Source organism: Nocardia sp. NPDC057663 (assembly GCF_042799895.1).
Classification (GTDB): Bacteria; Actinomycetota; Actinomycetes; order Mycobacteriales; family Mycobacteriaceae; genus Nocardia.
On the sequence record NZ_JBHVHX010000010.1, the window covers coordinates 92,225 to 113,006 of the forward strand.

The window sequence follows — 20,782 nt, forward strand, 5'->3', positions numbered from 1 at the left end:
TCGATGATGCGAGGGTCCCGGCTGGGACGAGGCGATCCTTTCGGAGACCACAACGACATGTGAAGTACCTCTTTCGGATATGACGTGGGTGGTCCCGCTCCGGACGGCTGTCCGGAGCGGGACCAATTCGCCCCTGCGCTGCGACGACGTCTGCCACCGCAGAAGTGCTGCGGGAGACGGGCGCGTCAGGGACGGGCATGCGGCAGGCACGAACTAGCCGCATGAGCTCAAGGGTCAGCGCAGGCGCGCCAACGACGAAGCCCCCGTTCCGCTTCGGAACGAGGGCTGGACAGGTGTTGAGATGACTATTTGTGGTGTCGGCCGGGAGCCAACTGGCGCAGCATCTCGCCCGAACTGGATGTCGGCCACAGGCACAGATACGGGTACTCGGAGGTCATGCCGGGCAGCCAGCCGAGACGATTCAGCAGGTGCACCGGAATCATCGCGAGCTCCTCGTCCGACAGGTGTTGCAGGCGCCACCCGAGGAGGAACTCGGTGACGCCGAGCACTGCTGCCACGTCGGGCAGGTTGTTACCTATCTCCAACGCATCACGCAGGTCGCCGAGCGGAATCAGACGCCGGGCGACGACGTGATGCACCTTCATCTCGATCCGGCCCCGCCACAGCTCACCATCGAGAGCTGCTGCCAGTTCCAGTGATTCGGCCATCTCGATGTGCGCGACAGAGTGCGCGATCACTTCGTTCCTGACGTGACCCGACAGATCGGCTTGGATCAAGACAGCGCGATCAACTACCGACCAATACGAGACGAAGTCGAACACGACTGCCGAATCGACCCTGATACCTTGGCTGAACGCAACTTCCTGGGCATTGAACCCGTTGCGCTGCACTGCAATATCTTGTCGGTCAGGCACTACGGGATCCGACTCACCTTCAACACCCATGGGGACACACAACTCTCACACTTACCGACGACCACGATCTGCCGCATCCGAGCCGCCCGACCAGACCGGATGCGAGATCTCAAATCACCGCGAGATGTGATGCGACACAATGAACGGCGGTCGTAACGACCGCCACCGATCAACCGCGCCGGCGACCACTTGAAGGTCTTCTACGCAGATGTCCGCCATGTCGACGTGACCGGACCGGTTCCGTCTAATCGGTTCCGAGTTCTCCGGGCTCCGGAAAGATCCGCCACCCTCGTGGCGGGGCTGCGCGTCCGCTGGGTTGCCCGAGTCGTCGGGAGTGAACGCATCGTATGCACCTGACACAAGAAAACCTCACCCAGCAGCCGAAATGTACAGACCCTCGGTCGAGAGCACCTACCCACTCTACCGTCGGACGAAACCTGAGCCTTGGTCAGGATCTGCCGAGTCGGCGACCGCTGGGAATGAAATCTGGTGTGTGCGCCCTATTTTGGGCATACGAATTCCCGCTGGGACTATCTTGCAACATGGCGTACGACCTGTCAACCCACCGATCAAAATCACAGGAAATCGCTGGTGAGAGTGGGTGTCGCGAATCTGCATGCGCACCACGGTCGGCGAAATATCGCTCGGCGTAAGGGATTCGGGCCCAGTTGTGGAGCGCTGAAGCGGCTCGCTGCGCCAAGGTCGGACAACGACAGCGGGGCGCCGGCCACCATCGGCCGACGCCCCGCAGGAGTACTGAATGCACTACACGTCTTTCGCGCGCTTCCGCGCCGGAAGCGCCCGGTGCGCGTCCAATACCTCGCCGACCACGAACAACTCGGGCCACTCGGGCGACCAGGGGCCGGGCACCGGGTGGATCGAGCCCGCCTCACGGAGCGTGCGCACTCGACGTGCGGTCAGATTGCGAAACCCATCACCCAATTGCTCTGCGAGCTTGCCGATCCCGGCGGCGTTGAGGCGCACCGCCCTGGCACGCAGCACCAATGCGGCGTCGGCGGTGGACGCGTCGGCGGGCGGGCACACAACGGCTACCGCGGCCTCGATCGCGGCACCGATCTCGGCGGGGGCGCCCTCGACCCCCTCCGTCATGACGAAGGCAACGATGTTGCGCTGCAACCACTCCGCCAAGCCGGCAATGGTCGATGCGCCGTCGTACGCGAAATCGCGCTGCTCACACACCAATCGGACCCATGACACCAAGACTGCCCGAAGTTCGTCTTCTACCCGTGCCGCCGCCGGATTGAAGGGGAGTCGCTGCTCCCTGGCGCCATTGCGCGTTCGGAAATCGACCGCGCCGAACCTGGTCTGCCTCGTGCGCGCATCCGCCAGGTCCTCGGCCAGGTCCGGAATGTCGCCGAGCATCCGCGCCAGATCGCGGGCGGCACTTCGATCCAGGAACAGGTGCGAATCGTCGATCCACCTGTCCAACGGGGTCACACCGCACGAATCCTCACGCATGCGGTTCGACGCCGGAACGGCATCGCTCGTGCCCATGTATTTACTCCTTCGATCGATAGCAGGTCGGAACCCTGGCCACACCCGGCGCCGCATGGCCGGTCAAGGTTGCGCGCCGGGGCGGCATCTAGTGGACCCCCCTTGCCGAGACCCACATTCAACACTCGTTGTATGCAACGTTGTTGCAACGCGTCTGTCAAGCTGAGCCGGTGCACAAGGGTACCCAGTTAGGTTGCCCCACAATCGCTATCGCGCCGAGCTGTTGATATCGACAACGAGGAGTGCCTCTCCCGAGCTGCGGAAGACCCCTTCAGCGCTACATACACTTCATGCATCACTGCAAACAATCTGCTAGCATCTCAACATGGTGAGACAACGGAGCGCGGTGGTCCCTCCCGAGGTCAGCGCCACCCTGCGGCTTGCTCGCAAGGAGCGCGAGATGTCGATGGACCGCGCCGCGAAGGCAGCACGAATCAGTACCAGTCTGTGGACGCAGGTCGAGAACGGCACCCAGTACAAGCGCGGGCAGAAGGTCCCGGCCAGCACCACGGCCGAAACCCTGCAAGCCATGGCCGAGGCTGTCGGACTCGATGCCGCGCCACTGCTCATGCAGGTGGGATTGGAACCTGCCGAGGTGGAGCAGGTGGCGCCGCAGCCGCCCGGCGGCATTGTCGACCTTTCCGGCCTGTCCGAGGGCGACCTGCGGATTGTTGCCGCCTACGTCAACGGGATTCGGGCAGCACGACGCAGCTGATCGGGATCTGGAAACGACGAATGCCCCGCCGGGTGGCGGGGCATTCGCTGTGTTGCCTGCGATCAGATTCAGCGAGCTAGGACGGGCAGTTGACCGTGTACTCCCACTGGGTGTCGTCCATGCCGCTGACCCGGACGGTCACCGTCGTCGCCGATCCCGCGGGAAGGGAGACGACCGCGGAGCCGGTGCCCTGGTTGATGTTGTCACCGATGTATCCGGTGTCGAGTACCTGACCGCCCTCGTAGAAGACCTGGATTCGGTCGGGAATGTTCAGGGTTTCGTAGGACAGGACGAATGAGGTCGGGCCGGTGACGCCGAGCTGGTGCGTGGTCGTGGTCACGCCTTCACCGCCGGACTTGGTCGACGTGTTGCACGGCTGCACGCTCTCCGACGAGCCGCCCGAGCTTCCGCCGAGGATGCCGCTGCCGGTGTCGAGTAGGTCGCCGAGAATCCCACTGCCGGTGTCGATCAGGCCGCTGCCCGTCGTGCCGCTGCCCGTGTCGGCGGCGGCCAGGCCGGGCACCATCATCAGCGACCACACCGCCGCGAGCGCGATAGCTACTGTTCTTTTCAACGCTTCCTCCACACCACTTCTCGCCAAAGGATCATCAGGTGAAACGCGTTGGGCGGCCGCCTGTTCGCCGCCCGAGCAGGGATTTCGAGGTCCCGTGTTTGCCAGTCCCGCGGACTGGGCACAGAAGTTCTAACACGCGTTTCGAAGGACGAGGAGTGGCCGAAATTCGGGCAGCAGACTGTTCAGATGCCGATGAGTTGCCGCATTTTCCCGACCGAAATATTGGCGCCGCGGCAACACTGGATCGACAGCCCAGAACAGCCCGGGCAACTTCTTAGCTCGTAGAACAAAACACCGGTCGGTAGACCAGATCTGCACGAAATCGATTGCGCCGCAATCGTTCAGCGAACGGCAGTGCCGAAAATGAGTAATCTCACAGCGAATTCGCGTAACGGCAGGTTAGCGCCCACCGATCAGGGCCCGATGAATCCGCTGCCCGGAAACGACGAATGCCCCGCCGAGTGGCAGGGCATTCGCCGTATCGCCGGTTATCAGTCGACCGGGTCGGTCTCCGGCTCTTCGGCACCCACGGAGCACGTGGTCAGAGCCTCGAGCAGGGCGGCCAGGTCGGAAGCGGAACCGGTGCCGCTGCGGTTTGAACGCGAGCCGCCGCCCGACAAAATGAGCCGCCAAAGAAGCTCTGCGGGCCGTCCTATCGATTCAGGAGTTGACCGGCGCGCTGGAACGAGACGCCGAGAACTTGGCCGATCTCGCGAAGGGTCAGACCCTCATCGGCCAGTCGGCGCGCGGCGCGTTGGGCTGCAGCAGCCGCCGATGCTTTGATCTCATCAACCTTCGACAGGAGCCGCTTGGACTCCTCCCACTCCTCGCGCACCGCTTCCGGTAGCTCGATCTCGACGTCGACCGCGAAGGAGGTTGGTGCCACCTCGAGCAGGGTGGCAATGAGATCGCGCGCCATCGGCTCCACCTCTCGCAAATTGCGAGCCTGCGTCCACTGGTCGATCTCGGGCACATGGACGAGCCAGAATCGACCGTCCCGCTCAGCGTGGGCGGTGTACTTCATTTCCGCCACCATCCTTCTCCGAGTACTTCCTCGCATTGCTTGTAGATCATTTCAGCGTAGCGATTACCGAGTTCAGCGTGCCGCCCGATCGGGATCTTCTTTCCTCCCAGCTTGTAGATGGTGTGGTTCCCGCCCTCCCGCTCGACCGTCCAGGTCAGTTCGGCCACCTTCGCGGCCTCACCGATCTTCCTGAGAAGGTCGTTCCGCTTCGTCATACATGCTAGTCTAGCCTGCAGTTGACAATCAAGTCAATCCTAGACTAGACATGCATGATGCGGACGCGGAACTGCGACGGGCCGCACATCCCTTGCGGATGTGCGGCCCGTTGGAATCCGAGGCTCAGCGCAAGGTTGCGGTGAGGTGGGGGTAGCCCTTTGTGGGGTGCAGCATGGAGATGTCCCAGCCGGATCCGACCTGGTCGGCGTAGACGTTGACCGAGGAGGGGAGGAAGATCGGCTTGCCGAATTTGACCGCGTACGTGGTCTTTTCGGGGACGCGGCCCTCGATGGTGGCGAGGATGTTCGCGGCCGACCACATGCCGTGGGCGATGGTCTTCGGGAAACCCATGGCCTTGGCGCCGAGGCCGGAGACGTGGATCGGGTTGTGGTCGCCCGAGGCGGCGGCGTAGCGGTTGATCACCTTCTGATCGACGCGCTGCACGCGCAGCGGCGGCGGGGGGACCTCGTCGGCGGGCGGCACCGACTTGGGGCCGTCCGAGAGCGAAGTGCGCTGCTGGTGCAGGAAGGTGGTCACCTGCCGCCAGACCAGCTCGCGGCCGACCCGGATCTCGGTGATCGCGTCCACCAGCAGGCCCTTGGGGTGTTCGCGGAGATTCTCGATGTGGGTGGTGAAATCGAGCGGCTCGGCGACCGAGATCTCCCGGGTGCGCTCGATGACGTTCTCGAAGTGCACCGCGCCGACCGCGCTGAACGGGAAGTCCCTGGCCACGACCAGCTGCATCGCCAGCGGGAAGCTGAGGATGAACGGGTAGGTCAGCGGCAGGGTGTCGCTGAAGCGCAGGCCGGTGGCGTGGCAGTACGCCGCCAGGTGGTCGGGGTCGACCTGGAAGCCGTCGAGGACGACCCGGCGGTCGGGCAGGGTCGGCTTGCGCACCGACAGCGGGGCGGGCAGCGGGACGGCGCCCAGCGCCGCCTTCGCGTACAGCCCGCCGTTCTTCGGAACCTCGGTAAGGGTGATCGTCTGGGTCATCAGGCGCCGATCAGGCTCTGCCCGCAGACGCGAACCACGTTGCCGCTCACCGCGTTCGACGCCGGGCTGGCGAAGTAGGCGATGGTCTCGGCGACGTCGACGGTCTGGCCACCCTGCAGCAGCGAGCTCATCAGGCGGCCCGCCTCGCGGGTGCCCACGGGGATGGCGGCGGTCATCGCGGTCTCGATGAAGCCGGGGGCCACCGCGTTGATGGTGATGCCCTTCTCCGACAGCAGCGGGGCCTCGGCGTCGACCATGCCGATGACGCCGGCCTTGGAGGCGCCGTAGTTGGTCTGGCCGCGGTTGCCCGCGATGCCCGCGATGGAGGACACGTCGATCACGCGGCCGCCCTCCTTGAGCACACCCTTGGCGACGAGGCCGGAGGTGATGCGGTGCGGGGCAGCGAGATTGACATTGATGACCGAGTTCCAGCGGCCCTCGTCCATGTTGGCGAGCAGCTTGTCGCGGGTGATGCCGGCGTTGTGCACGACGATGTCGATACCGCCGAAACGCTCGGTGGCGAACTCGGCGAGGCGCTCGGCGGCGTCGGGTGCGGTGACGTCGAGGGCCAGGGCGGTGCCGCCGACCTTGTTGGCGGTCTCCGACAGGGCCTCACCGGCGGCGGGGATGTCGGCGACGATGACGGTGGCACCGTCACGGGCGAACACCTCGGCGATGGTGGCGCCGATGCCGCGGGCGGCGCCGGTCACGACGGCGACCTTGCCCGCCAGCGGCTTGTCCCAGTCGGCGGGGGCCACGGAATCGGCCTTACCGACGCGGATGACCTGGCCGTCGACGAAGGCCGACTTGCCCGAGAGCAGGAAGCGCAGGGTCGACTCGAGGCCGGTCGCGGACGCGCCCGCCTCCGGGTGCACGTAGACGAGCTGGCCGGTGGCGCCGCGCAGCAGCTCCTTGGCGACCGAACGGCTGAAGCCCTCGAGCGCGCGCTGGGCGATCTGCTCGTCGACCGAGCCGACCAGTTCCGGGGTGGTACCGATGACCACGACACGCCCCGAAGGTGCGAGGTTACGCATCGCGGGCTGGAAGAATTCGAACAGCTGCGAGAGCTTGTCGATGGAGTCGATACCGGTGGCGTCGAAGACCAGCGCGCCGTACTTGGTGCCCGAGTCGAGCGAGTCCGCGACGGTGTAATCCGAGAGCAGCGCGCGGATCGGCTCGGCGAGACGGCCCTTGCCGCCCAGCAGTACCGGGCCGGGAAGGGCGGGCTCGCCTGCCTTGTAGCGGCGCAGCTCCGCCGGCTGGGGCAGGCCCAGCTTGCTCGCGAGGAACGCGCCGGGGGCGGAGTGGATGAAGGATCCGTAGAGGTTGGGTGCACCCTTGCTCTTGGCTGCCACTGTTCCTACCTTCTCTGTGCTCGACGTGTATGTGACCGTGCTCGCCCAGTGTCCCCCGTGTGAGCGCACATTTGCGGGTACGGTGTCGACAATGAACTTACTCCAGAGTAAGTTATATGTAAACCGATCACCCGACGAGACCATGGAGAACTCGAGTGACAAGCAAAGCCCGCTCGGCGAAGACCCCGGCAAAGACCGCGAAGACCCAGCGCCCGGTCGCGATCGTTGGCGGTAACCGAATCCCGTTCGCTCGCTCCGACAAGGCCTACGCGCACGCGTCCAACCAGGACATGTTCACCGCCACCCTGGACGGGCTGGTCAGCCGGTTCGGCCTGCAGGGCGAGCGCCTTGGCATGGTCGTCGGCGGCGCGGTGCTCAAGCGCGTCGGCGAGCACAGCCTGATCCGCGAGAGCGTGCTCGGCTCCAAGCTCTCGCCCTACACCCCGGCCCATGATCTGCAGCTCGCCTGTGGCACCGGCCTGCAGTCGGTCGTCACCGTCGGTGACGCGATCGCCATGGGACGCATCGAGTCCGGCATCGGCGGCGGCGCCGACACCACCTCCGACGCGCCGATCGGCGTCAGCGAGGACATGCGTGAGTGGATGCTCACGGCCAACCGCGCCAAGTCCAACAAGGACCGGCTCAAGCTGGTCGGCCAGCTGCGGCCCTCGATGCTGGGCATCGAGATCCCGCGCAACGCCGAGCCGCGCACCGGGCTGTCGATGGGTGAGCACGCCGCCATCACCGCCAAGGAATTCGGCATCGCCCGCGAGGCGCAGGACGAGCTGGCCTACCTCTCGCACAAGAACATGGCCGCCGCCTACGACCGTGGCTTCTTCGACGACCTGATCACCCCGTTCCTCGGCCTGACCCGCGACGACAACCTGCGTCCCGGCTCGACCGTGGAGAAGCTGGCGACCCTGAAGCCGGTGTTCGGCACCAAGCTGGGCGACGCCACCATGACCGCGGGCAACTCGACCCCGCTGACCGACGGCGCGTCGGCGGTGCTGCTGTCCAGCGACGAGTGGGCCGCCGAGCGCAAGCTCCCGGTGCTCGCGCACCTGGTCGACTCCGAGGTCGCCTCGGTCGACTACATCCACGGCCCCGACGGCCTGCTGATGGCGCCCACCTACGCGGTGCCGCGCATGCTGGCCCGCAACGGCCTGACCCTGCAGGACTTCGACTACTACGAGATCCACGAGGCCTTCGCCTCCGTGGTGCTCTGCACGCTGGCCGCGTGGGAGTCCGACGCCTACTGCAAGGAGCGCCTCGGCCTCGACGGCGCGCTGGGCTCGATCGATCGCAGCAAGCTCAACGTCAACGGCTCCTCGCTCGCCGCGGGCCACCCGTTCGCCGCGACCGGCGGCCGCATCGTCGCCTCCACCGCGAAGATGCTGGCGGAGAAGGGATCCGGCCGTGCGCTGATCTCGATCTGCGCCGCGGGCGGCCAGGGCGTCGTCGCGATCGTCGAGCGCTAGTCACTCGCTGACAACGACAACGGCGGGTGGTTTCCGGTTCCGGAAGCCACCCGCCGTTCTGTGTGTCAGCGGCAGATCGGGTTGGGGTGGGGCTGCGAGGAGGCCCAGGGGCCGCAGATGATGAACTTGAGGAAGCCCAGGGGGAAGTCGACGAGGGCTGAACCGGTTCCGGCGGAGCCTGATTCGGCGATGACGGCCGGGGTCGCGGGGGACGCGACGGCGGGGGACGCGCCTGCGGCGATACCGGCTACGGCTGCGGTGGCGACCAGGATGCGGACCATACGACGTTGCATGAGAAGCCTTTCGAGAACAACTGATCAAGATCTGACTGCAACATCGCTCGTCTCAATCTGATTGTTATACATAGCTTTTCGGGGCTTGACGATTCCGATTCACGACCGATCGTTCTAGTTCGCGCCGATGGCGGCGGCGAGCAGCGGCCAGGAGTTGTGTAGGTCTTGTTCCCAGTACTTCCAGGTGTGGGTGCCCGCGGCGCGGAAGACGGCCTGGGCGGGGATGTTCAGTTCCTGGAGGCGGGTGGCCAGTCGTTGGGTGCAGAGGTTGGTGGCGGCTTCGATGGCGCCGCCGAGGAGGATCTGGTCGGTCATGCCGATGACCTTGCCGGGGCTCGCGCCCGCCGGGAGGGTCTCGGCGACACCGGGGAGGCCGGTGGCGCTGGAGAGGTAGATCGCTTTGCCGCGCAGGCGTTCCGCGTTGAGGTAGGCGTCGTTGGCGCGCCAGGCCGGGTCGCCGGGTGGGCCCCACATGTTGGCGGGGTCGGCGCCCGCGCGGGCGAAGACCAGGTCGACATAGGCCCGGCCCATCGGGTCGGCGACCGAGGCGCAGCCGCTGTAGGCGCCGACGGCACGGTAGCGGTCGGGGGCGGCGATGGCCAGGTTGAGGACGGCGGTGGCCGACATCGACAGTCCAGCAATGGCATTCACGCCGGTGGTGTGCAGCGTGGCGTCGATGATCGGCGGGAGTTCTTCGGTGAGGAAGGTCTGCCATTTGTTGCGGCCGAGCTTGGGGTCGTCGCGCTGCCAGTCGGTGTAGTACGAGAACTTGCCCGCAGCCGGCGTGACGACATTGACGTTCTTGTCGGCGAAGAACTGCACGATGTCGGTCTGGTTGTACCAGTTCGCGACATCTTCGCCGCCGCCCGCGCCGTTGAGCAGATACAGGGTCGGGCGCGGCTCGCTGGTGTCGTGCGGCGTGATGACCTGCAGCGGGATCACCCGGTCCATCGACGCGGAGTACACGTGCAGCGTCTGCTGGCGCTGCCCCGGCCGCTCGATGCGGTCGAGCCGTGAGCCGTCGGCGCCCGCGGTGCCGATCGAGGCGACCGACAGCAGCACCAGCGCCATGGCCGACACCGCGACCGAGCGCGTACGGGTGAACACGAACATGAGTCCTCACTCCAGATGTCAGCCGGAACACGGCTGAGGTCGATTCCGGCGAACCCAGAACGCCGGGACGGCAGCGCGAGACCGTCCCGGCGACCAGGTGCTACGCGATCAGCTACCGATCAGATTGCGCAGCACGTCGGAGATGATGTCGCTCATCGAGCCGGTGGAGCTCAGCTGACCGTCGGAGGAGCCCAGACCGTTGTCGCCGAGGCTGCCGATCACGGTCTCGCCCGCATTGGCGCCGCGCGCGGTGAAACAGGCGGTGAGGCCGGGCATTTCGTTGCTGACACCCACGGTGCCCGCGACGCCGACGCCACCGCTGGTGATCATCTGGCCCGCCTTGACGCTGCCCGGCACCGGGTAGGTGATGGTCAGGGTGACCGGGTTGCCGGAGTTGACGAACCAGCCGGTGCTGGTGACCTTCCAGCCGCCCGCGTTCGGCTCGGGGGTGACGTCCTCGGTCACCTGGCCGCCGATCGCGTGGTAGGCGGTGATGGTGGTCTTGGTCGGGGCGCCGAAGCCGACCGGCGGGAAGTCGGTGATGGTGTTGACGTAGGGATTGCCGATCCCGGTGGTGCCGACGACCACCTTGTAGGTCACCGAGGTGCCGACACCGATCTGCTCGGCGCTGGCGGTCTTGTCGTAGACGTGCGTGATGCCGACGGTGCTGGCATCCCGCTTCTCGGCGTGGCTGCTCACCGCGCAGGAGCCCGCCGCGGCGGCGACGCCGGAACCGAGAGCGACGCCGACACCGGCGACGACCAGAGCGGTGGTGGCGACGCCCGCGGTGATACGCGAAGTCCGGATCATGATTTTCCTCCAAGCCCCGGCGATGTCGGCCGGGACGAATTCCTCATCGAGTGGTCTATCCCCCTTCTGACCAGAAGGTATCCGCTGGACTGGACGGTTGTCCTGGAAAAGAGGAACGTGTTCCCATTTTTGTGGAACATTAGCGTTTTACTCTTTGGGCGGGTGTTTGGCGGGTACTATCCGGACTTTTTCGGCCGATCCGGAACAGCTCCGAACAGCGACCACCGGCCTCCCGTCGGGCGACGGAAGACCGGCGGTGGGTGTCAAGAGGCCTCGACGGACTACGCCTCAGGCAGCTCGTTGTGGCCGCCGAACGCCTTGCGCATGGCCGAGAGCATCTTGTCGGCGTAGAGGGCCTCACCGCGCGAGGAGAAGCGCTGGAACAGGGCCGCCGACAGCACCGGGACCGGCACGGCGGTGTCGATGGCGGCGTCGATCGTCCAGCGACCCTCGCCGGAGTCCGAGACGCGACCGCTGAACCCGTCCAGGTTCGGATCGGCGTACAGGGCGCCCGCGGTGAGATCGAGCAGCCAGGACGCGACGACCGACCCGCGGCGCCATACCTCGGTGATGTCCGGAATGTCCAGGTCGTACTGGTAGTACTCGGGGTTGTCGAGCGGGGTCTCCTCCGCCGAGTGCTCGCCGCCACCGTGGTCGGCGCCCATGTTCGCGTGCTGGAGGATGTTCAGGCCCTCGGCGTAGGCGGCCATCGCGCCGTACTCGATGCCGTTGTGCACCATCTTCACGAAATGGCCGGCACCGGCCGGACCGCAGTGCAGCCAGCCCTGCTCGGCAGGCGTCGGTTCCCCGGTACGGCCGGGGGTGCGCGGCGCGGCCTCGACGCCGGGAGCGATCGACTTGAACAGCGGCTCGAGGTAGCGCACCTGCTCCTCCTCGCCGCCGATCATCAGGCAGAAGCCGCGCTTCAGACCGAACACGCCGCCGGAGGTGCCGACGTCGAGGTAGTGGATGCCCTTGGGCGCCAACGCCTTCGCGCGCTTGATGTCCTCGTGGTAGCGGCTGTTACCACCGTCGATGATGATGTCGCCCGGCTCGAGCAGCTCGGCCAGATCGTCGACCACGCCGCCGGTCGCACCGGCCGGGACCATCACCCAGACGACGCGCGGCGCGTCGAGCATGGCGACGAATTCCTTCAGGTCGGTGCTGCCCTTGAAGCTGTCGCCGAGCTCTTTCTCCAGCTCGTCGATGTGGCCCTGATGGCGTTCGTGACCGACTGCGGTGTTCCCGTCCCGAACGATGCGGCGCACGATATTGGCACCCATCCGGCCGAGGCCGATCATTCCCAGCTGCATCAGTTCTCCCTCGTTGTCCGGTACCTGGTGTCGAGTCTCACGTCAGATTGTCTCGCGCGGTCCCGGCCGCCCGCAGGGCGGCGTCACCGCAGGCCCGGAAACTCCCCGGAAAACGGCTGTAACGCCCCGGAACGGGCCGCGATAAACAGATCGGCTCCGTGTAGTTGCCAGACCCCCGACCCGGCAACTACGCGGAGCCTTCCTGCTGTCCATCCACTGTTGCCAGGCTGCCAAGGGCGACGAACACCATTACCCTTGGCCGGGGCTCCGCAAACAACCCGGGGTCCGGGCGCACCTGATCCAGGACGACGCCATAACACCCAACGGAAGGACCTCCGTGCCCAGCGAGTCGAACGCCGGACAACCGGCCGACCGAAGGGGCGAGGTCGGACTACGCAAGCTGCTCCAAGCAAATCGCACTTTCGATGCCGACACCACCGCCCTGCCCACCATGCCCCTCACCACCGTGACCCGTGATCGCTGGTCGCCCGCGCCCCCACCCACCGGCGCGCAGCCGCCGACCGGCTCGGACACTCAGCAGCTGACCAAGCGGATCGGCATCGCCGTAGGCGCCGTTCTCGCCCTCGGCACCGCGGCCTATCTGGCCGACCTGGCCCTGAGCGCCGGTGACGTGCCGCGCGGCGTCGTCATCGCCGGCGTCGACGTCGGCGGCATGGACAAGGCCGAGGCCGACGCCTTACTGCACACCCAGCTCAGCCCCAAGGCCGATCGCCCGCTCCCGGTCCGTATCGGTGACGTGCGGGCGACCATGGTGCCCTCCGCCGCCGGTCTGGCGGTGGACTGGGACCGCACCTGGGACGCGGTCGGCGACCAGCCGATCAACCCGGTGAGCCGGCTGATCTCCCTGTTCGGCACCCGCGACGTCCAGGTGGCGAGCACGGTCGACGCGGCCGCGCTCGATCAGCAGCTGGCCGGCTTCCGGGAACACGACAACCCGACCGTGGAAGGCACGGTGCGGTTCGAGAACGGCAGGCCGGTCGCGGTCGCGCCGGTGCCCGGCCGGGTGCTCGACACCGACGCCGCCCGCACCACGATCACCGAGCGCTGGGCCTCCAGCAACGAACTGGACCTGCCCGTGGCGGCGGCGCCCGTCGCGGTGCGCGACGAAGCGGTGCAGGCGGCGCTGCGCGACATCGCCACCCCCGCCGTCGCGGCACCGATCACGGTGAGCGGCAAGGATTCTCGCGCCGTACTCACCCCCGAGCAGATCGCCGGTGTGCTCAGCTTCGTTCCCGACGGGAACGGCGGCCTGGCGCCGAAGATCGACAACGACGCCGCGATCGCCGTTCTCGCACCGCAATTGGCGGCCTCCGAGGTGGAACCCAAGGACGCCACCTTCACCGTCGGCGCGGGCAAGCCGACCGTGGTGCCCGCCGTGGTCGGCAACAAGGTCGACTGGCCCAAGACGCTGGAGAAGCTGCCCGCACTGCTGGTCCAGTCCGGCAACCGAACGGCCGAGGCCGTCTATCAGCGCATCGAACCGAAGCTCACCACCGAGGCCGCCAACGGGCTCGGCATCAACGAGATGGTCGGCCAGTTCACCACCGGTGGCTTCAGCGGGCCCTCGGGCGTGAACATCCGCACCGTCGCCGCGAAGGTGAACGGCGCGATGGTGAAACCGGGAGATACGTTCTCGCTCAACGAGTTCACCGGTCCGCGCACCGCCGCGGAAGGCTATGTCGAGTCCGGCATCATCGACAAGGGCAGGCCGAGCACCGCGGTCGGCGGCGGTATCAGCCAGTTCGCCACCACGCTCTACAACGCGGCCTACTTCGCCGGCATGGAGGACGCGGGCCACACCGAGCACAGCTACTACATCTCGCGGTACCCGGCGGCGCGCGAAGCCACCGTGTTCGACGGCGCGATCGATCTCGCGTTCCGCAACAACAGCACGTCCGGTATCTACATCGAGACCGTCGCGACGGGCTCCGACATCACCGTGCGCCTGTGGGGCACCAAGACCGTCGACGTGGAGTCGATCACCGGCGAGAAGTCGAAGCCGACCGAGCCGACCGAGATCACCCTGCCCAAGGGCAAGGACTGCATCGCCTCCGAGGGCGCGCCCGGGTTCACCATCTCCGACACCCGGGTGATCACCGATCGCAAGACCGGCGCCCAGGTGTCGCGGCACACCAGGACGGTGAAGTACGACCCGATCCCGATCGTGAAGTGCGAGTGAGGGTTTCCTAGCAGCTGCAATCGCAACCGCAGTCGCCGCAGCAGCCGTCCTCACCACAGCAGCTGCAGCAGTTGCCGCAACATTCGCCACAGTCGCAGCAGCTGCCGCAGTCGCACCGCTTGGCCCAGGCTTCCTTTTCCTCGCCGGTGCACGGGCTGGTGTGGTCGACGCAGCAGGCCATGCCGGTGCAGTAGACGCCCAGGATCAGCCCGCCCGCTTTCAGCGGACCGGGCCGGTTCGGGCGCCGTCCCGGCGGGGACGGGAACTGGTAGGGCGAATGCTGCTGCGCGACAGGCGTAGTGCGGCAGACGTGGCCCACCGCGAGACCGAGTCCCTGGCCGAGGCGGCGCAGCAGGGCCGACAGCGGGTCGAGTAGTGCCCAGCGCACGGTCGGCAGCTGGTCGAGTTCCGCCTCGGCGGCGGCGTGGCGGATGGCCGTTTCGCTCTCGCGCACCAATTGGTAGGCGCGGGGCATGTCGGTGCCGGTGGCGTCGAGTGGGTTGAAGCGGCCGCGGGCTCGATCGCGTTCGAGGTCTTCGATCGCGTCGGCGAGGTGGGCGATGCGGCCGATATGGCGGCCGATCTCCTGTAGTGCCACAACGTTTTCCGGTCGGCCCGCCAATTCGGCGGTGTGGCCGAACAGGGTGGCGGCGCAGAATTGGGTGGGGCCGGTCAGGTCATCGAGGGTGACCAGCGAGATGCCCCCGCTCTCGCGTTGGGTGCCGAGCCGACCAGCATCGGGCGCAGTCAGGGAAATCCCGCCGGAATGCGCCGGTCCCCCCTCAGCCAACAGGCCTGGCCCCGCGGCCCGCGTCTCGAGCGCCGACTGCGTGGCGATCGCCGCCAACATGGGCCGCACGTCCAGGCCGATCTGCGCGGCCTGTTCCTGCGCACGTGCCGCCCAGGTGGACGACACCCGGCGCAGGGGCCCGCGGGCGAGCGCGGCGGCGTCCCCGTCGTCGACGTGATCGCGAATCTTGGCCGCTCCCAACAGCAGTGACGCCGTCGCGGCCAGCTGCACACCCGGCGCGTTCGCCGCGACCACCGACGCCCGGCGCATACCGCGCAGCGGGCACGGTCCCGCGGTGGTGCGTGCGCCGAAATCGCCGGTTTGCGCTTCGGTGAGCACACTCAGCACGATCGCGTCGGTATTGGTCGCGGCGCGGGCCAATTGACCGTGCCCGTCGCGCAGACCCAGGCACAGCCCGCACATGTGCGCCTGCCACTGCCCCGGATCGATGCCATATTTCGCCGCGCCGTGCGCACACGGCTTCAACACACCGAACACTTCCCACCCCGTCTGTCATGGATCTTCTAGCCGTGCACCTTCGCAGGCCGTCGGGGCAACCGCAACCGAAGCCGGGTCGTTCACCCATTGGTAGCACTCATTCGAATTGGCTATGATTCGGGCGTGCAACTGCGATACCAGTTCCGCGTCTATCCCACGCTCGGCCAGCAGGATTCGCTGGCGCGCGCGTTCGGGTGTGCAAGGGTGGTGTACAACGACGCGCTGGCAGCTCGCGAACAAGCGCGGCGTGACGGCGCACGCCGTATCTCGGATGCGGAGTTGTCGAAACAGCTCACCGCGGCGAAGAAGACTCCCGGAAGGGCGTGGCTCGGCGAGGTTTCATCGGTCGTGTTACAGCAGGCGTTGGCAGACTTGAACACCGCTTACCGCAACTTCTTTCACTCCCACACCGGGAAACGGAAGGGTGCAAAGCTGGGTGCGCCGAGGTTCCGATCCCGTCACGACAGCCGCCAAACGATCCGGTTCACCCGCAATGCCCGTTTCACAGTCACCGTCGGCGGAAAGTTGCGGTTGCCGAAAATCGGGGACCTGCGAGTGAAATGGTCGCGGCAATTGCCATGCGAGCCGTCGAGCGTGACAGTGATCAAAGACAGCATGGGTCGCTATTATGCATCGTTTGTCGTTGATGTTTCGAGTGATCCACTGCCCATGCAAGATTCGGAGGTCGGGATCGACCTCGGCTTGACGACCTTCGCGACGCTCTCCGATGGCAGTACAATCACGTCGCCGAGATTCTTCCGCCGGGCCGAAAGGAAGCTGCGGAAGTCGCAGCAATCGTTCTCCCGCAAGGCGAAGGGCTCCAGCAACCAGGCAAAGGCTCGACGCAAGGTCGCAAAGGCGCACGCCGCAGCGGCTGACGCGCGCCGAGACTTCGCACACAAGCACTCGACGAAGATCATCCGCGATAACCAAGCGGTGTATATCGAGGATCTGTGCGTGAAAGGGCTGGCGCGGACCCGGCTGGCCAAATCTGTACACGATGCTGGGTGGACGATGTTCACTCGCATGCTGGAGGAAAAGGCCGCCCGATACGGGAGGTATTTCACCAAGGTCGACCGGTTCTTCCCGTCATCGCAGTTGTGTTCGGACTGCGGAGTGGTCGACGGAAAGAAGCCGTTGTCGGTGCGAACGTGGACGTGCCGGTGTGGCGCGATACATGATCGGGATATGAACGCGGCACGAAACATTCTCGCCGCCGGGCAGGCGGAGAGACGAAACGCTTGTGGAGCGCAGGTAAGACCGGAACCCGTTCCGGCGCTGTGCGGTGAAGCAGGAACCCGCCGAGAGCGCCGTTAGGTGCTGGTAGGAATCCCCGGCGACCGGTCCGGGGAGGATGTCAATCGATCTTCTTGCGACCGGCCAGACCGCGCCAGGCCAGATCGTCGAGCAGATCGACCGCCTCGGCCACTTCGATCCGGCCGCCGGCGACCCGGTCGGCGATCGCCTCGCCCGCCCCGATCACCGCGGCAGCGACGACCTCGAAATTGGTCCCGGGGTCGGCGTGCTTGGCACTGGACTCGAGCAGTTTCGCGGTGAGCTCGATGACGCGTTCGCGCGCGTTGTCGATTTCCGACGCGAAAGCTTGCTGGCCGATTGCCTGCCGGTAGAGCACCTGCCAGGACTGCCGGTTGCGGTCGACGAAATCGAGGAAGCCCTCGAGCGCGGTGCGAACCTGCTCGTGCGGGGTGAGATGCGGGTTGCCCGCGGGCGCGACGGCCTCGATGAACCGGAGACCCTCGCGCTGGATGCAGGCGCGGAACAACTCGTCCTTGGAGCCGTAGTACAGGTAGAGCATGGGCTTGGAGATCTTGGCCTCGGCCGCGATCGCGTCCATCGACGTGTCGTGGAAGCCTTTGCGCGCGAACACCTCGACGGCGGCGTCGAGCATCTGTTGCTCACGAACCGCCCGGGGAAGTCGCTTCGTACCGCCTGCCATCCACTCTCCTACCGCAGGGTGAACTTCTATCTTACTCCAAGGTAAGATCAGGGCCACCCATTTGCCGCACAGTCGCCGAGTGCCTCAGCAGCCCAGCGGTGCGCCTTTGTAGCGCGCCATCCGCAGCACGGAAGCATCGACCCGGTCGGCGGGCAGTTTGCCACTCGCCACCGACTGTTCCAAACGGTCGAGCACCTGGGGCACCGCGTCGGTGCTGATCCACAGGGCATTGTCGGCGCCGGCGACCAGCGAGGCCTCGACCGCGTCGGCGATCGACATGCGGGCGGTGATGGCCGCCATGCCACCGAGATCGTCGGTGAAGATCGGGCCGTCGAACGGCGGCGCGCCGTACCCGGTGCCCTCACGGAGCAGCGACATCGCGGCCGGGCTGATGCTCGCGGGCACATCGGGTTCGGTCAGCCCCGGCACGTCCAGGTGGCCGACCATCACCGCGGCGCCGGAGTCCACCAGTTCGCGGAACGGGACCAGATCCTTGTCCTGCAGCTCCGACAGCGGCGGCGTGCGGACCGCGCCGGTGTGCGAGTCACCGGAACCGGAGCCGTGACCGGGGAAGTGCTTGATGACCGAGCCGAGGCCGACCTCGTTGGCCGCGCGGATGTAGGCGCCGGCGTATTCGGTCACCACCTGCGGGTCGTCGCTGAAGGAGCGGTCACCGATGACGCTGTCGTCGGGCTGGCTGCTCACGTCGACACTGGGGGCGAAGTTCACCGTGACACCCAGGTCTTTCAACGCCTTCGACCTGGTCAGCGTGTTCTGGTAGTACTGCTCCGGCGTCTGGGTCTGCGCGATCACGCGGGCCGACGGGATCGCGCCGATCACGCTCTTGGCGCGCGACACGCGGCCGCCCTCCTCGTCGATGGTCACCATCAACGGCGCCTTGGCCAGCGCCTTCACCGCGTCCAGCTGGGTCTTGTCCATCAGCCCCGGATCGGTCCAGCTGCCGATGAAGATGCCGCCGACCTGCTCGGTGCTCACCACATTGGTCGCATCGGCCGAGCCGGTGATGCCGACGGTCAGCAGCTGGGCGAGTTTCTCCCGCTGGGTGAATTTCGCTAGATAGTCGGCGCCGCACGGGCTTTGGGCCGGGGCGCCCGTCGCGGGCGCACCCGCGGGGGACGACGTGGGAAGGCCGGTGCCGGTCGCCGCGGTGGTCGTCTCAGGCGACGAACCTCCCGAACAGGCGGTGGCGACGGCGGCCAGGACTGCGAACACGACCACAGGCGATTTCCGCATGTGCTCCACGGTAGCCGTGTCCGCCGCCGAACCGCGTCACCGGTACACGATCTAATCGCCGAATGCGGGGGTAACCTGTGGGAACAGACGCTGGACCTGCGCAGGAGGTCGTCATGGCTTGCGATCGGATGCTCATCGCCTACGACGGTTCCGAACACGCCAAGCGCGCCGTCGAGTACGCGGGCCGCTTCCTCACCGCCGAGCGCGCGATCCTGCTCACGGCCTGGGAGCCGATGGTGCGCCAGGCCGCCCGCATCTCCGGACTGGCCGGCGTGATGCAGCCGGACTGGGTTCCCGACGAGGAGATCGAGGACATCGCCTACACCGATGCCCGCAAGATCAACGCCGAAGGTGTGCACCTGGCCAAACTGGCCGGAATCGATGCCGAGCCACGGACCGTCGAGTGCACGACCACGATCTGGAACGCGATCGTCGACTGCGCCGACGAACTCGATGTCGACCTCATCGTCGCCGGTACCCGCGGCGCGACCGGGCTGCGCGCGCTGCTGCACAGCAGCGTCGCCGAGGCGGTGCTCAAGCACGGGCACCGGCCGGTCTTCCTGGTGCCGCCCGAGCACTGAGAGTTCGATCGCTCCGCCGACCGGCGGCGGTGGTGCCGGCGTTATGGTCGAACCACCATGGAACCGTTCCTGCTCGCCCGACCCGACGCCGTGCTGGCGGCCACGGGCGTGCGCGCGACCTACGCCGATCCTCGGCAGGCGGTCGCGGCGCTGCGTGCCTGGCGCGACGCCGCGGTGGCCGAGTCCACCCCGCGATCCGGCGACGCACCGGCGCCGCGGCTGATCGTCGGAGCACTGCCGTTCGATCCGAGGGAACCCGCCGCGCTCTGGCAGCCCGAAACAGCGGTGCACACCGCGGGCCCGTGGCGGCCCGCGGCATTGCCGGAGCTGCCGGAGGTGCGGGTCGTCCGCGAACTGCCCAGTCCCGCAGACCACATCGCGCGCGTGACCAAGCTCGTCGACCAGCTCGGCGACCCCGCGAACGAGTTACGCAAGGTCGTGGCCGCACGCAGCATGGTGCTGGCGGCCGAGGCGCCGCTCGATCCGGAGGTGCTGGCCGGGCACCTGCTGACCAGGCATCCGGCGGCGAGTGTGTACGTGGTCGATCTGTCGGTGGCGGGCAGGCCCGGCGAGATCCTGCTCGGCGCCACCCCCGAGGTACTGGTCGCCCGCCACGGCGCTCGCGTCAGCCTGCATCCGCTGGCGGGCACCCTCCCCCGGCACGCCGATCCGGATGCCGATGCCGCGCAGGCGCGCGAATTGCTGTCGAGCACCAAGAACCACGACGAGCACGCGTTCGTGATCGAGTGGATCCGGCGGCAGCTGGATCCGGTCTGCACCGAACTCCACATTCCGGCCGCGCCGGAACTGCTCGGTACCGAGCAGGTCTGGCACCTGGCCACGCCCATCCACGGCGTGCTGCGCGACCCGTCGACGACGGCGCTGGACCTGGCGTTGCTGCTGCACCCGACACCGGCCGTCAACGGGACCCCCTTCGGGGCCGCGCTGGACGCGATCGTCGCCGACGAACCACAGCGCGGCTTCTACGGCGGCGCGGTCGGCTGGTGCGCCGACGACGGCGACGGCGAATGGGTGGTCGCCATCCGGGGCGCCGAACTCGCGGCCGACCGGCGCACGCTGCGGGCGAGCGCGGGCGGCGGAATCGTCGCCGCCTCCGATCCGCGGGCCGAGCTCGCCGAGACCACCGCCAAATTCCGGACGCTGCTCGGCGCGCTGGATTGCCACGTGCCCGAAGACTGACCTGGCGGGCCGCACCTGCTAGGTTGAC

At 67.1% G+C, this 20,782-nt stretch carries 20 protein-coding genes; 6 read left to right on the forward strand and 14 right to left on the reverse strand.

The features are described from left to right. Positions 1–305 precede the first annotated feature (305 nt). Both ACFVAV_RS21635 and ACFVAV_RS21640 read right to left on the reverse strand, forming a co-directional pair. The gene (locus ACFVAV_RS21635; RefSeq protein ID WP_379036842.1) at positions 306–905 is read right to left on the reverse strand and encodes a hypothetical protein; all 600 of its coding nucleotides are present in this window, start codon (positions 903–905) and stop codon (positions 306–308) included. A 735-nt stretch (positions 906–1,640) separates the two neighbouring features. Beyond that, the gene (locus ACFVAV_RS21640; RefSeq protein WP_379036843.1) at positions 1,641–2,447 is read right to left on the reverse strand and encodes a hypothetical protein; all 807 of its coding nucleotides are present in this window, start codon (positions 2,445–2,447) and stop codon (positions 1,641–1,643) included. A gap of 268 nt (positions 2,448–2,715) precedes the next feature. On the opposite strand from ACFVAV_RS21640, the gene ACFVAV_RS21645 reads away from it, so the two are divergent. Next, positions 2,716–3,105, forward strand: coding sequence for a helix-turn-helix domain-containing protein (locus ACFVAV_RS21645; RefSeq protein ID WP_379036844.1), 390 nt, complete (start codon positions 2,716–2,718; stop codon positions 3,103–3,105). A 76-nt stretch (positions 3,106–3,181) separates the two neighbouring features. Here ACFVAV_RS21645 and ACFVAV_RS21650 read toward each other — a convergent pair whose 3' ends face one another. The 5 genes from ACFVAV_RS21650 to ACFVAV_RS21670 all read right to left on the reverse strand — a co-directional run bounded on the left by ACFVAV_RS21650 (position 3,182) and on the right by ACFVAV_RS21670 (position 7,267). Further along, on the reverse strand, positions 3,182–3,679 hold the full coding sequence (locus ACFVAV_RS21650; RefSeq protein WP_379036845.1) for a hypothetical protein: 498 nt from the start codon (positions 3,677–3,679) through the stop codon (positions 3,182–3,184). A gap of 652 nt (positions 3,680–4,331) precedes the next feature. Then, positions 4,332–4,703: a hypothetical protein gene (locus tag ACFVAV_RS21655; protein ID WP_379036847.1), complete on the reverse strand. Its 372-nt coding sequence runs from the start codon at positions 4,701–4,703 to the stop codon at positions 4,332–4,334. Next, complete coding sequence (locus ACFVAV_RS21660; RefSeq protein ID WP_379036848.1) at positions 4,700–4,918, reverse strand: hypothetical protein; 219 nt, start codon at positions 4,916–4,918, stop codon at positions 4,700–4,702. Before ACFVAV_RS21660 ends, ACFVAV_RS21655 begins: the two co-directional genes overlap by 4 nt. 124 nt (positions 4,919–5,042) lie before the next feature. Next, the gene (locus ACFVAV_RS21665) at positions 5,043–5,912 is read right to left on the reverse strand and encodes a MaoC/PaaZ C-terminal domain-containing protein (protein ID WP_379036849.1); all 870 of its coding nucleotides are present in this window, start codon (positions 5,910–5,912) and stop codon (positions 5,043–5,045) included. Further along, positions 5,912–7,267 carry a 3-oxoacyl-ACP reductase gene (locus tag ACFVAV_RS21670; protein WP_379036851.1) on the reverse strand — a complete coding sequence of 452 codons (1,356 nt, stop codon included), beginning with the start codon at positions 7,265–7,267 and terminating at the stop codon, positions 5,912–5,914. The genes ACFVAV_RS21665 and ACFVAV_RS21670 overlap by 1 nt, the downstream gene beginning before the upstream one ends. A 155-nt stretch (positions 7,268–7,422) precedes the next feature. Here ACFVAV_RS21670 and ACFVAV_RS21675 point away from each other — a divergent pair, with 155 nt between their 5' ends. After that, entirely contained in the window at positions 7,423–8,745 is a 1,323-nt protein-coding gene (locus ACFVAV_RS21675) for an acetyl-CoA C-acetyltransferase (protein ID WP_379036852.1), read from the forward strand. Positions 8,746–8,810: 65 nt separating this feature from the next. On the opposite strand, the gene ACFVAV_RS21680 is transcribed toward ACFVAV_RS21675, so the two are convergent. The 4 genes from ACFVAV_RS21680 to gnd all read right to left on the reverse strand — a co-directional run bounded on the left by ACFVAV_RS21680 (position 8,811) and on the right by gnd (position 12,274). Further along, on the reverse strand, positions 8,811–9,038 hold the full coding sequence (locus tag ACFVAV_RS21680) for a hypothetical protein (protein WP_379036853.1): 228 nt from the start codon (positions 9,036–9,038) through the stop codon (positions 8,811–8,813). Positions 9,039–9,152: 114 nt separating this feature from the next. Then, a complete protein-coding gene (locus ACFVAV_RS21685) occupies positions 9,153–10,151 on the reverse strand; it encodes an alpha/beta hydrolase (protein ID WP_379036854.1) in 999 nt (332 codons plus the stop codon). Between the two features lie 108 nt (positions 10,152–10,259). Beyond that, positions 10,260–10,961 carry a hypothetical protein gene (locus ACFVAV_RS21690; RefSeq protein ID WP_379036855.1) on the reverse strand — a complete coding sequence of 234 codons (702 nt, stop codon included), beginning with the start codon at positions 10,959–10,961 and terminating at the stop codon, positions 10,260–10,262. Between the two features lie 281 nt (positions 10,962–11,242). After that, positions 11,243–12,274, reverse strand: a complete 1,032-nt coding sequence (gnd, locus tag ACFVAV_RS21695) for a phosphogluconate dehydrogenase (NAD(+)-dependent, decarboxylating) (protein ID WP_379036857.1) — start codon at positions 12,272–12,274, stop codon at positions 11,243–11,245. 337 nt (positions 12,275–12,611) lie between these two features. Here gnd and ACFVAV_RS21700 point away from each other — a divergent pair, with 337 nt between their 5' ends. Next, positions 12,612–14,474, forward strand: a complete 1,863-nt coding sequence (locus ACFVAV_RS21700) for a VanW family protein (RefSeq protein WP_379036859.1) — start codon at positions 12,612–12,614, stop codon at positions 14,472–14,474. 7 nt (positions 14,475–14,481) lie between these two features. Here the strand turns inward: ACFVAV_RS21700 and ACFVAV_RS21705 are convergent, their stop codons facing one another. Beyond that, positions 14,482–15,762 (reverse strand): DUF5685 family protein, encoded by a 1,281-nt coding sequence (locus tag ACFVAV_RS21705; protein WP_379036860.1) that lies wholly within the window; start codon positions 15,760–15,762, stop codon positions 14,482–14,484. Positions 15,763–15,885: 123 nt separating this feature from the next. Here ACFVAV_RS21705 and ACFVAV_RS21710 point away from each other — a divergent pair, with 123 nt between their 5' ends. Continuing rightward, positions 15,886–17,079 (forward strand): RNA-guided endonuclease InsQ/TnpB family protein, encoded by a 1,194-nt coding sequence (locus ACFVAV_RS21710; protein ID WP_379036861.1) that lies wholly within the window; start codon positions 15,886–15,888, stop codon positions 17,077–17,079. 40 nt (positions 17,080–17,119) lie between these two features. Here the strand turns inward: ACFVAV_RS21710 and ACFVAV_RS21715 are convergent, their stop codons facing one another. Next, positions 17,120–17,719 carry a TetR/AcrR family transcriptional regulator gene (locus ACFVAV_RS21715; protein WP_379036862.1) on the reverse strand — a complete coding sequence of 200 codons (600 nt, stop codon included), beginning with the start codon at positions 17,717–17,719 and terminating at the stop codon, positions 17,120–17,122. Positions 17,720–17,803: 84 nt separating this feature from the next. After that, positions 17,804–18,973 (reverse strand): glycoside hydrolase family 3 N-terminal domain-containing protein, encoded by a 1,170-nt coding sequence (locus ACFVAV_RS21720; protein WP_379036863.1) that lies wholly within the window; start codon positions 18,971–18,973, stop codon positions 17,804–17,806. Between the two features lie 113 nt (positions 18,974–19,086). Here ACFVAV_RS21720 and ACFVAV_RS21725 point away from each other — a divergent pair, with 113 nt between their 5' ends. Both ACFVAV_RS21725 and ACFVAV_RS21730 read left to right on the forward strand, forming a co-directional pair. Continuing rightward, entirely contained in the window at positions 19,087–19,554 is a 468-nt protein-coding gene (locus ACFVAV_RS21725) for a universal stress protein (protein WP_379036864.1), read from the forward strand. A gap of 57 nt (positions 19,555–19,611) precedes the next feature. Further along, entirely contained in the window at positions 19,612–20,754 is a 1,143-nt protein-coding gene (locus ACFVAV_RS21730) for an isochorismate synthase MenF (protein ID WP_379036865.1), read from the forward strand. Positions 20,755–20,782 lie beyond the last annotated feature (28 nt).